This window comes from Chloroflexota bacterium, assembly GCA_016887485.1.
Lineage (GTDB): Bacteria > Chloroflexota > Anaerolineae > Anaerolineales > Anaerolineaceae > Brevifilum.
The window spans coordinates 1,728,759-1,741,473 of the sequence record CP069394.1; the positions used below are offsets into that span (position 1 = coordinate 1,728,759).

At 57.4% G+C, this 12,715-nt stretch carries 12 protein-coding genes; 5 read left to right on the top strand and 7 right to left on the bottom strand.

Annotated features, from left to right (window positions below):
• Genes JR338_07880 through JR338_07900 form a run of 5 tightly spaced genes read right to left on the bottom strand, consistent with a single transcriptional unit; the run spans position 1 to position 5,504 of the window.
• Positions 1-1,749: a glutamate mutase L gene (locus tag JR338_07880; protein ID QRN82353.1), complete on the bottom strand. Its 1,749-nt coding sequence runs from the start codon at positions 1,747-1,749 to the stop codon at positions 1-3.
• The gene (locus JR338_07885; GenBank protein ID QRN82354.1) at positions 1,749-2,447 is read right to left on the bottom strand and encodes a hypothetical protein; all 699 of its coding nucleotides are present in this window, start codon (positions 2,445-2,447) and stop codon (positions 1,749-1,751) included. The genes JR338_07880 and JR338_07885 overlap by 1 nt, the downstream gene beginning before the upstream one ends.
• Positions 2,444-4,144 (bottom strand): hypothetical protein, encoded by a 1,701-nt coding sequence (locus JR338_07890; protein QRN82355.1) that lies wholly within the window; start codon positions 4,142-4,144, stop codon positions 2,444-2,446. The genes JR338_07885 and JR338_07890 overlap by 4 nt, the downstream gene beginning before the upstream one ends.
• The gene (locus JR338_07895; protein QRN82356.1) at positions 4,144-4,761 is read right to left on the bottom strand and encodes a hypothetical protein; all 618 of its coding nucleotides are present in this window, start codon (positions 4,759-4,761) and stop codon (positions 4,144-4,146) included. Before JR338_07895 ends, JR338_07890 begins: the two co-directional genes overlap by 1 nt.
• Complete coding sequence (locus JR338_07900; GenBank protein QRN82357.1) at positions 4,758-5,504, bottom strand: hypothetical protein; 747 nt, start codon at positions 5,502-5,504, stop codon at positions 4,758-4,760. The genes JR338_07895 and JR338_07900 overlap by 4 nt, the downstream gene beginning before the upstream one ends.
• 223 nt (positions 5,505-5,727) lie before the next feature.
• Here JR338_07900 and wecB point away from each other — a divergent pair, with 223 nt between their 5' ends.
• From wecB to JR338_07925, 5 genes are read left to right on the top strand one after another with little or no spacing between them, the layout of a single operon-like run.
• Entirely contained in the window at positions 5,728-6,870 is a 1,143-nt protein-coding gene (gene wecB, locus JR338_07905; protein QRN82358.1) for a UDP-N-acetylglucosamine 2-epimerase (non-hydrolyzing), read from the top strand.
• On the top strand, positions 6,870-7,334 hold the full coding sequence (locus JR338_07910) for a serine acetyltransferase (protein ID QRN82359.1): 465 nt from the start codon (positions 6,870-6,872) through the stop codon (positions 7,332-7,334). Before wecB ends, JR338_07910 begins: the two co-directional genes overlap by 1 nt.
• The gene (locus JR338_07915; GenBank protein ID QRN82360.1) at positions 7,331-8,353 is read left to right on the top strand and encodes a glycosyltransferase family 4 protein; all 1,023 of its coding nucleotides are present in this window, start codon (positions 7,331-7,333) and stop codon (positions 8,351-8,353) included. The genes JR338_07910 and JR338_07915 overlap by 4 nt, the downstream gene beginning before the upstream one ends.
• Complete coding sequence (locus JR338_07920) at positions 8,353-9,459, top strand: glycosyltransferase family 4 protein (protein QRN82361.1); 1,107 nt, start codon at positions 8,353-8,355, stop codon at positions 9,457-9,459. Before JR338_07915 ends, JR338_07920 begins: the two co-directional genes overlap by 1 nt.
• Positions 9,459-10,682, top strand: coding sequence for a glycosyltransferase family 4 protein (locus tag JR338_07925; GenBank protein QRN82362.1), 1,224 nt, complete (start codon positions 9,459-9,461; stop codon positions 10,680-10,682). Before JR338_07920 ends, JR338_07925 begins: the two co-directional genes overlap by 1 nt.
• Positions 10,683-10,732: 50 nt before the next feature.
• Here JR338_07925 and JR338_07930 read toward each other — a convergent pair whose 3' ends face one another.
• Both JR338_07930 and JR338_07935 read right to left on the bottom strand, forming a co-directional pair.
• Positions 10,733-11,683: an aldo/keto reductase gene (locus tag JR338_07930; GenBank protein QRN82363.1), complete on the bottom strand. Its 951-nt coding sequence runs from the start codon at positions 11,681-11,683 to the stop codon at positions 10,733-10,735.
• A gap of 34 nt (positions 11,684-11,717) precedes the next feature.
• Positions 11,718-12,704, bottom strand: a complete 987-nt coding sequence (locus tag JR338_07935) for a phosphatase PAP2 family protein (GenBank protein ID QRN82364.1) — start codon at positions 12,702-12,704, stop codon at positions 11,718-11,720.
• Between the last annotated feature and the right edge of the window lie 11 nt (positions 12,705-12,715).

Consider the following 12,715-nt stretch of genomic DNA (forward strand, 5'->3'; position numbering starts at 1 on the left):
TCAGCCCCCCAATATCCACTGCCAGCGCTGGATCAGGGCAATCCGGACTTCGTCATCCTCCGGTAATTGGATGGGCCGCCCTCTTGCGTCAACTACCAGTCCAAGTGCGCCGCCGGTCACCTTCAAGCGCCCCCCGACACCCGGCCCGCCAAAACCGACATCTGTCTGCCGTTCAGGTTTAAGGATCATCACAGCCGGCTCATTCACTTGAATCACCACCCGCTTCAACGAAGCCTGGGTGATCTCCACATCGAAATTATTCCCGCCTTCTTTCTGCACTTCAACGGTCAGAATAAGCTCACCCGCCGGTGCGGGGCTGCGGGGCACAATTACGGTTCCCAAATTCTGAAACACATCCGTTTCCAGCAGATGCACTGGCAAAACCGGCAGACTCGGTGCCACAGCACCCAGCAGCGGTAAAATCTGGAATTTATCCAACACGACAGTGGTCACCCCACTGGGTTGAATGCCATCCAGCACCATCAGCAGGCTCTTACCCGGCGTGGGCGCTGCCGTAAGAAGCTCCCCGCTGGCGATGATCGGCTCAAAATGGGCTGTCAGTCCACATTCGGGATCAAATACTGCCTGCAGATAGCAGGCCGCCAGGTGTTGGGCGGTTTTATGCAAACGGTAATGACCGAGGGCATGCTCAATCGCATTTTCCTCAGCCGTGATCGGCACGGCAGCCGGATGACTTAATCGGTTCCAAAGGTAGGCCTGAGCCTGGTCTTCATTGATCTCCTCTGCCAGCCAGCGGTGAAATACATCAAAGCTCGAGGTGCCTGCTTCCGCCACCAGTTGTGACTCCGTTGGATCGGCAACAAGCAATGCCTGGCCACCCAGACCCAATGCCAGCCGTGTCCATCCCCCGCCAAGATCCACTGCAGCCACCCCACGGTTCGAATCCGTTGGGGAAGAAGCCCGACTGAGAAAGCGCATCATCCGGTTCAGCCCGAAGCTGAGCGTGGAAACCTGACCTTCAGCGATCCGAACCAGATCCCGCCAGCCGGGAAAGGTCTCCTGCCAGCGGCGGCAGATGATCTCATCAGCCACTGCCTGCGCCGGGGTCAAATCGGTGTAGCCCGCCAGGGGCTGCAGGTTAGGCACGAACCAAACCCGGGTATAGGGCTCCAATCGGCGTTTACCAAGTTCCTGCATCTCCGGATTCCCGGCGAAAATCACATCCGGGCGGATATCTGGGGGAAGCAGCAAGCACAAGGTCCGCGCCAACTCAATCCAGGCCCCTACAGCATCCTCATTCCCAGCGTTTTCACCGCCGGTGATCAGGAGGAGTTCAGGCCGAATTTCAACAAGCTGATCCAATAGGTCAGGCTGACAAGCCAAATCCTGCACGCCATAAACGCCCGACAAAGCCAACGGCAGAGAAGCCGCCCAGGCCCTTCCGGCTGTCAGCGACCCGGCCTCGCTCAAACCCAGGATAACCGTCCTGAGGCGTGGCCCGGCATCGGATGCCAGAATGATCTGGTCCAGCCCCTGCCCTGTTGAGGTGAAAGGCCGAATCAGGCTGCCATCTTCATTCAACAACTTGCGGCCGGTTGTTTGCTGCAATATTTCCAGGGCATTCCCTACGCCCTCGCCAAGGTGCCGTCCCTCACCGAGGCTGGCCGGCGCGCTTGCCTGACCCAAAAGGTGATATTTACCCTTTTGCAGCCCAAACAAAGCCGCCCGCGTGTTCACTGCACCCAGATCCAGCCCGAGGACAACCTGTGAAGGATGGGAATAGTCCACTAGAGACCTCCCAGGAATTGACCAATCATCTCGCCAACGACTGCAATCCGATCGATAAATGCCAACAACGCGGTGGAAAACACTCCCGCAAAAACCGCACCCAGAGTGATCCCCAGGAACACCTCACCAACCTTACTGAGAATCTGCATTGCACGTGGGCGTTTGTCTTCATCCCCGCGGTTCAACTTCTTCAGCGGTTGGCCAAAGTGGAAGTAGCTTAATGTGCCCACAACGCCTAAAATCATCACGCCTGCATCCAGAATCCGCACCCAAACGAGCTGCGGGTCGGCATAGATCCGGTAGGGGTCAAAAGCATCCAGCACGGCCTGTCCCTGCGGCACCATCGTCCCAAAGACCGCCCCACCGATGGCAATCGCGGCGGACAGCCCCGCGAGAAAAGCCAGTGGGATCCGCGAAAGCTGCGACAGGTGCGGGATTTGTCCAATCAACAACAGAGAGCCCAACACGATCGGGATCAGCAGCCACAGCCTTTCCGACCAGCTTGCGTCCGCCATCGGCCAGATCAAGTGCGGCAGCAATACCCGGTTCACCAGCAGCACCACCAGATAACCTGCCGTCAGCCCGATCAGCAGGTAGGCCGCCAAACGGAAGAAGAGGCTGTCTTTGATCAGGTAGCTCAGGACCATCACCGTCAGCAGGAAACCAATCACGCCCCAAATCACCGCGTTAAGTGTCATTTGCCACCTCGCGGTCGTTTTTGGGAACGTTTATTGGGCGCAAACAAGGCACCAAGGATCATGGCAACCATCAGGATCACCACACCCACCTGGTAGGCTTGCCACCGCTGAGGCAGGTCCGAATCATTACCGGAGAGGTCTGCCAAGGCGACGGCGTCACGGAAGCCGGACACCACACCAACGATTTGGCCCGAAGCGTAATATGGCTGCAAAAGCGGGGCAGCCTGCGAAGTCGCCAGCACGCCTAAAGGCATCTCGGGCGCGCGGGCTGTGAGCTGTTCAATCCAGGTCTGAGCCCCTTCAAAATTATCAGAAAGGACCAGAATCGCATCATAGTCATAGTCAAGCATCGCCCGAACGGGTTCAGGCAACCCGGCGAAAGTTTCCCCACTGGTAAGTCCGGTGGCAACGCCATAAGCGCCGTAGCTGGCCATCGGGAAATAACCAATATCGGTGTAGTCAAAGTCCAAACCACTCAAAAGGTCATCCGCCAATAAAGGACCGGAGGCAACCGACGACGCAACATAGATCTGCCCCGTCCTATCCGCCAAATCGGTCAAGATCGGTTCTGCCACCGCTGTCATTTCGCTGACATAGGCTGGTTGATAGTCAAAGACCAACAGCAAGTCCGAATCTTCTGGGAGCGCATCCGCCCAATCCACCAGGGCCATTGCGCCATCAGTGGCTTGCGGCCGGGCCAGACCCAGCGTGCTGCCGCTGAATAATGCCAAACTGATCCCCACCACCAAAATCAGCAGGAACAGCATATTGATCCACTGCACGCCGACTTTATAAATCCGTTTACCGGCGGGATGGTCCGCTTTTTCATTGTTAATGATCGTGGAGAGTAAATCCGCCTGATCGCTTTCTTCACGGGTCAGACTTAAAGACTGGGGTGTCACCCGCGGCTCTAAAACCACCTTGATCTGGCGGGTGATGTCTTCGGGCGGCAGCTTTTCCCAACCTGTTTCAATTTCCTGGGTTTTATCACTGCCATCGCCCCCCTCTTCATCCTTAGGTGGGTTATCTTCCAGTGCCACCAACCAATCCAGCAGGCTCCGGCTGGCAGCATTGGGGCCCTCCTCGGGGTCCATGACGCCATGCGCCTTACGAATACGGGTGAGCCAATCTGAGTGATCGGCTTCTTCCGGTTCAGGTGCAGGTTCCGGTTCAGGTTCCGACATTTCAGGTTCTGCACCGGTCTCAGCCGACTGCTCCGGGAGGATCTCATTCCCAGCCGCCTCATCACGGGCTTCATCCCGCAATTTCTGGATCCAGCTCTCAAAATCGCTGTGCTTTTCCGCACCTTCACCGGCTACAGACTCCTGGGCGGCCTCAACCCGCCTGATCAGGTCACCAACTGAGTCATCTTCCACCTGAGCGCGCTTGCGGACCGCATCCAGCCATCCGGGCGTCTGGTTGGGGGCATCAGTCATCTCAGAATCGTCATCCAAATTGATCTCGGGCAGGCCTTCCGGGTCGATCTCGTACTCGATATCCTCCAGCTTTAAACCCTGCAAGAGGTCTGGTAAGTCATTTTGTTCTTCTGGGAGGAGGTCCATCGCCTCTTCGCCCTCATAAGGCGGCTGAGGTTCTTCAACCGGTTCCACCCCCACCAGTGAGGTCTGGCAGATCCGGCATTGTTCTTCTTCAAGGGGATTTCGGGCGCCGCATTCCGGGCAGAGCAAGTAAGCCATTAGCGCTCACCTCCCGGAGAGTTGATTGAAAACAGGTAGCGCAGGCCCATCAACAGCCCGCCCAATGCCATCCCGATCAGCACGCCCCGCGCGCCCACCATCGGCAGCCGCTGGAAAAATCCCAGCACCTGCTCGCCGACCGAACCGGAAGCAGTCCGGATCAGGCCGAGATTGAATACCAACGACAAGAATGCGGAAGCCATGAAAGCAATCGTCAAAGGGGTCCAGCCGCGGGTGCGGATCAGGCGCAAACTGGTAAAAAGCAAGGTCGCAGCCAGGATCGCCAGCAGGCTGGTCTCAACCGGTATTTGGATTTTGAGGATCAGGTCCCGATATAAAGGGCTTTGAGGGGAAAGCACAAAACCGGCCACCAATGAAAGCAGGAAGGCAGCCAGCAAGACAACACTGTAAATCCAGCCTTTCTTGCGCTGGATGATATTGCGAACGTGGAAGGCGGCCAGGTAACCCATCCCGATTAGACCGCCCACAGCCACCAGTACAAGCCCCCAATCGAAGATCAGAGTCAGCGTGGGGCCAAGCTGGTCCTGGAAGAAGAAACCAGCCAGAACGGTCAGCCCGACCAGCAGAGTAATGGCAGCAAAGATCAGTTTCTTCACAGCACACCCACCGCTTTCAGTATTGCGCCGATCACCAGAGCCAGGATCAGGCCAATCCGCAGCCAATCCTCCGCCTGAGCCGCTGCAAGGTTCTTGGGTTGCGGGTCCAACAAAGCCGGGGCCATGAAAACTTCTTCACCGAGAAGGATATTTTGCACATTGAGCAGAAGGGTGGCTTGCGATGCCATCGAACCAGCCGCCGAGAAAGCCTGTCCACGCTGGTCATGGATATTCTTGACGGAAATGGCCGATTCCGGGCCAAAATCACCAAGGATCACCAACGTGCCGTAATCCTGCATCTTGAGGTCCGACATCAAGCCGGAATTAAAGGAAAAGGTCGTCGGCCCATATACCACTGGTTGTATTTCGGAGGAAAGCAATTGTTCTGAAAAACCGGTTTCATAACGCCCGTGAATGATCTGCCGGGCAAAAACAGCCAGGATGCCGGCATTGGCTGAAACGGTTTGCCGGCCATCCGCCAGAGTCTCCCCATCCAGCAGGGCATCATAATTTGCCAGGCCGGAAAGCCCCAGCCCGGGATAGGCCCGTGACCAGAGCGCATGGCCCAACACCACTTCCTGCCGCCTCCCCTGTTCAAGGGTAGCAGTGCGGGAGCGGTTCAAATGGCGGACAAAGTCCTGCCGCCGCAAGGCAAGCTCACGCGGCTTGACGATCCAGGTTAACGCCGCAAGAAGGATGGCTGCCAGCCCGATAATGATCCAGCCCACCATGGCCCAGGTCATGCAATTGCTCCTGTTTTTTGTTCAAGGTGATTGGACATCTGATCCTTATCCATCCTCAATGCCAAATTCGGTCCTGCTTGCCATCAAACCTATCAGCTTTTAATTTTACTGTCATTTCACCTATTCGACGGTGATATTTTTAAAAGTATAGCATACCGAGGCAAAAATTGAATCCCCGAAAAAGCCCCGGCCTCTCCCGACCAGCATATTGTATAATAGCCACATGGACTCAAAACTGCGCGTCATCACTATCTTCGGCACTCGGCCGGAAGCCGTCAAGATGGCACCCGTGGTCAAACGACTGCGGAATTTCCCTGACCAGATCGAGAGTTGTGTCTGCGTCACCGCCCAACATCGTGAAATGCTGGATCAGGTGCTGGAGGCTTTCCAGATCACACCCGACATCGACCTGAACCTGATGCGGCCCAACCAAAGCCTGCCCGAACTGACGGCCCGGATCTTCACCGAACTGCATCCCGTTCTGCTGGATTTCAAGCCGGACTGGCTGCTCGTTCAGGGCGACACAACCACCGTGATGGCAGCGGCTCTATTGGGCTTCTATGACCGGGTAAAAGTAGGACATGTCGAAGCGGGCCTGCGGACCTTTGATAAATGGCGGCCCTTCCCCGAGGAGATCAACCGACGGCTGGCCGGCGTTGTAGCTGACCTGCATTTTGCCCCCACCGAGAACAATCGCCAGAACCTGCTGCGCGAGAACGTCCCTGACGACCTGATCCGGGTCACTGGCAACACCGCGATTGATGCCCTGCAGATCATCACCCAGCAGCCCACCCCCGCAGCCACATTGGAACTCCTGGCCCAGGCCAAAGTGGAGCCCGGCGACCGCCGTCTGGTGCTGGTCACCGCCCACCGGCGGGAGAATTTCGGCCAGCCCATCCGCGATATCTGCCAGGCCCTGAAAAAGTTAGCCAAGGCCTACGAGAATGAGATCACGCTGATCTACCCCGTGCACCTCAACCCCAACATCCAGGGGCCGGTCCACGAGGAACTGGATGGTATTGCCAATATCATCCTCCTGCCCCCGCTGGATTACCTGCCAATGTCCCATTTAATGAAGCATGCCACCCTGATCCTGACCGATTCCGGTGGAATCCAGGAAGAAGCACCCTCTTTCGGCATCCCTACCCTTGTGCTGCGGGAGACCACCGAACGCCAGGAAGGCGTCACCGCCGGCACTCTGAAACTGGTGGGCACCGATCCCGAGAATATCTTCACCGAAGCCCAGCGCTTGCTGGATGTTCCTGAGGCCTATGCCGCAATGGCCGGTTCGGTCAATCCTTATGGCGACGGGCATGCCGCTGAGAAGATCGTGGACGCCCTACTAGAAGTTGGAAAGGGCAGCTGATGGCCCGCCAGGATTTCTATACCCGCCTGGTCTATGCCCGTCAGAAGAAGCTGACTGGCAAACTCGCGTATTACCTCCTGAAATTACTGGGGGCCGAGATCCCCGTTTCCGTTCCGGTTGGTCCCGGCTTCATTCTGGAACATGGCGGCCACGGCGTGGTCGTCCATTCCAAAGCCAAAATCGGCGCTAACGTACACCTCTATCAGGGTGTCACCCTCGGTCGGGCGGACATCTACCTGCCCAGTGAACAGTCCAAATTCGAGGGGATTGAAATTGGCGATGATGTGATCCTCTCTCCCGGCTGCAAAGTACTCTGTCGAGAAGGTGTTCTCAAAGTCTCTCAGGGCACCGTGATCGGTGCGAATGCCGTCCTGCTGGAATCCACCGGCGAATATGAGATCTGGGCCGGTTCGCCCGCGCGCTGTGTCGGGCAACGGCCCCACCCTGAGGAACCTGCAGCATGACCCCCAAAATCTGCCTGGTACCCAAACTGGACGGCCTTGGCGGCATGGTCTCGTTTGAAGCCAAGTTCATCCAGGGCCTTGAAGCCCGGCAAATCCCCTTCACCTTTGACCTCAACGACCCCGAAATCACTGCTGTACTGGTGATCGGCGGCACAAAGCACGTTTTTCCCCTTTGGGGGGCAAAACGCCTCGGCGCACGGATTGTCCAGCGGTTGAACGGCATGAACTGGTTGCATAAGGTTGAAAAGATCCCGCTGCGGGCTTCCCTGCGTGCTTCCGCCAATAACAGCCTTTTAGCTTTCATCCGGCGTAACCTGGCGGACCGGATCGTCTATCAAAGCGAATTCAGCCAATCCTGGTGGAACCGGGTATATGGCCCGCTCACTATCCCCACTCAGGTGACCCATAACGGCGTAGACCTGACCCAATACACCCCAGACGGTCCTGGCGAAAGGCCCACGGACCGTTACCGCATCCTGCTGGTGGAAGGGCATCTCACCGGCGGCTATGCCCGCGGTCTGGAAACAGCCGTAAAAATGTCCGCAGAGGTACAGTCCGAACATAAGCTGCCTGTTGAACTCATGGTCGTCGGCGATGTCAGCCCGGAGATTCGATTCAAAGCCGAAGCCCTGGCACCCAACTTACCCATCACCTGGCAGGGCGTTGTCCCGCGGGAGACCATTCCCACTCTCGACCGCTCCGCGCATGTGCTCTTCAGCGCAGACCTGAACGCTGCCTGCCCCAACAGTGTGATTGAAGCCCTGGCCTGCGGGCTGCCGGTCGTCGCCTATGACACCGGTGCACTCGCTGAGCTTGTTCTAGGTGGTGCGGGCGAAGTCGTCCCCTATGGCGCGGATTACTGGCGCCTGCAGGACCCCGTCATCCCGCCGTTGGCAGCAGCCTGCGCCAAAATTCTCAAAGCGAACGATTCCTACCGTCAAAAGGCCCGTCAGTGTGCAGAAGCCTCCTTTGGGCTGGATGCGATGGTGGAAGCCTACCTGAAAGCGTTGGTGGATTGATGGACACCTTCTCCGGTAAAGTCGGACTAGTTCAGCGGGTACTGCCGGTCTATCGCGCACCGTTCTTCAACGCGCTGGGCCAGGCTTGCCCCAATGGCCTGAGCGTCTTCACCGGTCAACCCCGCGCTGAAGAAATGATCAAAACAACGTCCATCCTGGTGGATGCCGCCCTCGTACAGGGAAAGAACTGGCATTTCTTCCACGGCAACCGCTACCTCTGCTGGCAATCCTGCCTGCATGGCTGGCTGACCCACTGGGAACCGGATGTCCTGATCGTGGAAGCCAACCCCCGCTACCTGAGCACGCCCGGCGCCATCCGCTGGATGAAAAACCGCCAGCGAACCGTGATCGGCTGGGGTTTGGGCGCGCCACCGCTTTCAGGTGCACTGGCAGACCTTCGCCGCAACCGCCGCCTGGCCCTCCTGCGCCAGTTGGATGGCATGATCACCTACAGCCAAACCGGCGCGGCGGAATATGCCAGCCTGGGCTTCCCTGAGGACCGAATCTTCGTGGCCGCCAACGCCGTCACCCCTCCACCTGCCCACCCCCTGCCAATTCGCCCGCCCCTCAAAGGCGGCCAGATACCGCGCATCCTCTTTGTGGGCCGGTTGCAGGCTCGCAAGAACATCGCCAACCTGCTTCGGGCCTGTGCGGACAGACCCAAAGGGCAGCAACCCGAAGTCGTGATCGTAGGCGACGGCCCCGAGCGGAACAAACTGGAAGCTCTCGCCGCCGAGATCTACCCCGCTGCCGTTTTCACGGGTGCACTCTATGGTGACGCCCTTGAAGAACAATTCCGGGCAGCCGATCTCTTCGTCCTCCCTGGCACAGGCGGCCTGGCGATCCAGCAAGCTATGAGCTTTGGACTGCCGGTGATCGCCGCGGAAGCTGACGGCACTCAGGCCGACCTTGTCCGGCCCACCAACGGCTGGCAGATCCTCGCGGGTGATGTCAGTGCGCTATCCCAGGCTCTTAATGACGCCCTGGCCGACCCGGACCGTCTGCGCCGGATGGGTGCGGAAAGCTACCGGATCGTTGCCGAGGAGATCAACCTCGACAAAATGGTCAACACCTTCATTCAAGCTCTGAACCGGAGCGTGGCATAATGGCAAAAATCCTGCTCATTGCCGACGGCCGCAGCCCCACAACACGCAGTTGGATTGCCCACCTATTCGAACTCGGGTATGAGATCAGCCTGGTCTCCACCTATCCCTTCGAACCCATCGAAGGCGTCAATGAGACAATTGTATTCCCCCTGGCCCTCAACCGCTTCCATAACGGCGGAGTAGTGCAAGGCATGGTGGGTGACAAACAAGGTCTGGTACCCAGCGTAAAGAAATGGGTGAAACATCTGGTTCCTCTTTACCGCAAATTGCGCATCCTGATTGGCCCGTTCACCGCCCGCGCCTATGCCAGGCGATATCTGGAATTTGTTGCGTCAGTGCAACCGGATCTGGTTCACGCCCTGCGCATCCCCTTTGAAGGCATGTTAGGCAGTTACACCCCGGAAAGCATTCCCTTCCTGGTGGCGACCTGGGGCAACGACCTCACACTGCACGCGGACAGCACGCCCTGGATGAAAAAGGGGACCCGTCACTGCCTGAAACGTGCGGATGGCCTGACCTCAGACACCTCGCGCGATATCCGGCTGGCTCATGACTGGGGCCTGCATCCTGATGCGCCCACCCTGACAGTCCCAGGCTCCGGCGGCCTTGATCTGGCAGCCTTTGATGAAATACCCCTGGAAAGCTTTGACCCTGCCACATTCAACCTGCCCACGGACAAGCCCTGGGTAATCAACCCCCGTGGCATTCGACCGGGTTCCATCCATCAGGACATCTTTTTTGAAGCGACCGCCAAAGTGCTGGCAAAAGCACCGAGGACAATCTTCATCTGCCCAGCCCTGGCTGGTGTGCGGGAAGCTGAAGGGTGGATTCAACAATGGAACCTCGCCGGGCAAGCCTACCTCCTGCCAAAATTATCCCAGGAGCAGCTTTTTGCCCTGTTCAAGCGGTCACAGATTTTCGTTTCCCCTTCCAGCCACGATGGCACGCCTAATTCCTTGCTCGAAGCAATGGCCTGCGGCTGTTACCCGGTTTTGGGGCGGATCGAATCACTGGAAGAATGGATCACAGACGGCGTCAATGGGGCTTTGGTTGAACCGCGTGATCCGGATCAACTGGCAGAAGCCATTCTCGCCGCGCTCCAGTCGCCGAAAATGCGAAAGCAGGCGGCTGAGACCAACCGGCAAATCTTGATTGAGCGCGCTGCCAACCAAACCACCTTGCCCGCCATCGCCAATTTCTATTCCCAATTCCTCCCCAAATAAAAAAACGCCTGGCAATTCCCAGGCGTTCGTCAAATCAGAAATAAGCCACCTCAGCGGGTGACGATATCCGTGAAATTCAGGAAGTCCATCTGATCGGGGGCGATTTCCACCGCCAGCGCGCCAAGATTCTCCAGCAGGTGCGCTTTTTTACTGGCGGTGGTGATCGGCAGAACCGCCGGATCCCGATTGAGCATCCAGCCCAGCACAGCCTGGTGTAATGTCACACCCAGGTCATCCGCCACGACCTTCAGCCGTTCCAAACGCTGCCGGTTGGCCTGTGTATCGTATGAAGCCCAAAGTGGACGATCCGCCCGGGCATAGGTTCCCTTGAGAAGGGAATAATATGCCAGCAGACGCACACCCCGGTTCCGGGCAAAGTCAAAATGTTCCTTGTTCATCACCACATTATCTCCCCAGTCCGCCTCGGGTCGGGGCTGGAGAAAACTATGGTGATTTTGCAGCGCGACATACTGCGTTAAACCTTCGGATTTGCAGATTTGATAGGCCCCCTCCATCCGCCAGGCGGCGTGGTTGCTGGCCCCCAGCAATCCAACTTTATCGGAGCGTACTAACGAATCCAGGGTGCGCAGCGTCTCTTCCTGAGGCGTGCTGCGGTCATCCAAGTGAGTGTAATAAAGGTCAATCCGCTCCACCCCCAAATTTCGCAGACTCTTTTCACATTCCTGCCGGACCCGATCCGGTGAGGTTCCCAATGGAATATCACGATAATTGAATCCGACCTTGCTGGCGATGAAGATATCCTGCCGGACGCCCCGGGCCTGCATCCAGGCCCCAATGGTGCGCTCAGCGTCACCACCGAGCCCCTCCGGCATCCAGCCGGCATAATTATTGGCAGTATCAATGAACCGGCCGCCCTGTTCATAATAGGTGTCCATCATTTCAAAAGCGGTATTCCGGTCAATCCGGGTGCCGAAATAGGCCGTACCCAGGCAGATCGCGCTGACCTGGGGGCCATCGTTTCCAAGTGAAAGTGTCTTCATCGTCGTCCTTCTCTTACTTGCTCGCAGTGATGAGCTATGCTTCTGCCGATTTCGGTTCGTATTCCAACAGCTTCAATTTTTCAAAGACCAGCGGCCCCAGCCAGGCGACCCACAGGCCGATCAGGGTATAGCGGAAGAAACGCAGCGAGAAGCTGAGGAGATCTCCATTATTTGGAAAGATCGCTCCCAAGCCTAAATAGAGCGCCAAAACGCCCACCAGGCCCACCACAAAGCGAACTAGCCGCCGCCAGCCGCCCTGGGCCGCCAGGAAATGACCTTTAGTGGCGGTCTGGATCACATAACCGGCCAACATGCCAAACCAGGTGCCAGCCGTGGTGAGCGCGCCTTTCAAGCTGAAAGGATCCACCTCACCGGCCCGTGCCGCCCAATCAGGCTGAATCACCCATTCATTGGCATTCAGGCTGGCCAGCAAGACCGGCACCAGCAGCAATACCGTGCTGACCAGGACCCAGAACAGCTTCATGCCCACAGATTGTTTTCCCAGCCAATTGCCAACCGGTTTGCTCAAACCGGCAAAGGCCAACACCAAGAGCCCGCCCAGCAGCCAGCCCAGGAGCACGTCGCTGAAGAAGTGAACACCCAAATAAAGCCGGGATATACCGATCAGTAAGATCAACACAATCGCCGAGATGGTGAACCAGCGTTTCTTCACCTCCACTGCCAGCCAGCCCCAGACCGAGGCCGCAATCTGAGCATGCCCGGAGGGCAAACCAAAAGAAGTCTCATGGGATAAAGGCACGACCGTATCGGTGATCCAATAGGGGCGAGGATTGTGAAACAGGAACTTGAAGAAAGTGTTTATGTCCGTACCAAGGAGCAGAACCATCCCCATCCGCAGCCCGATCGCCTGATCAATGCACCAATAGATCGCCGGTAGTAACAACACAAAAAATTGTTCATACCCGATTGCGGTGATCGCCATCATCGGCCATTTCAGCCAGATGCCCAGGCTTTGAAAAAATTGATTGACCACAATTTCGAACCCGTTGATAATTTCCATACCCTCTCCTT

Coding starts and splice junctions, on each gene's coding strand:
- JR338_07885 (QRN82354.1), bottom strand. CDS start 2,447: ATGACACTTAACGCGGTGATTTGGGGCGTGATTGGTTTCCTGCTGACG.
- JR338_07890 (QRN82355.1), bottom strand. CDS start 4,144: ATGGCTTACTTGCTCTGCCCGGAATGCGGCGCCCGAAATCCCCTTGAA.
- JR338_07900 (QRN82357.1), bottom strand. CDS start 5,504: ATGACCTGGGCCATGGTGGGCTGGATCATTATCGGGCTGGCAGCCATC.
- wecB (QRN82358.1), top strand. CDS start 5,728: ATGGACTCAAAACTGCGCGTCATCACTATCTTCGGCACTCGGCCGGAA.
- JR338_07910 (QRN82359.1), top strand. CDS start 6,870: ATGGCCCGCCAGGATTTCTATACCCGCCTGGTCTATGCCCGTCAGAAG.
- JR338_07915 (QRN82360.1), top strand. CDS start 7,331: ATGACCCCCAAAATCTGCCTGGTACCCAAACTGGACGGCCTTGGCGGC.
- JR338_07920 (QRN82361.1), top strand. CDS start 8,353: ATGGACACCTTCTCCGGTAAAGTCGGACTAGTTCAGCGGGTACTGCCG.
- JR338_07925 (QRN82362.1), top strand. CDS start 9,459: ATGGCAAAAATCCTGCTCATTGCCGACGGCCGCAGCCCCACAACACGC.
- JR338_07930 (QRN82363.1), bottom strand. CDS start 11,683: ATGAAGACACTTTCACTTGGAAACGATGGCCCCCAGGTCAGCGCGATC.
- JR338_07935 (QRN82364.1), bottom strand. CDS start 12,704: ATGGAAATTATCAACGGGTTCGAAATTGTGGTCAATCAATTTTTTCAA.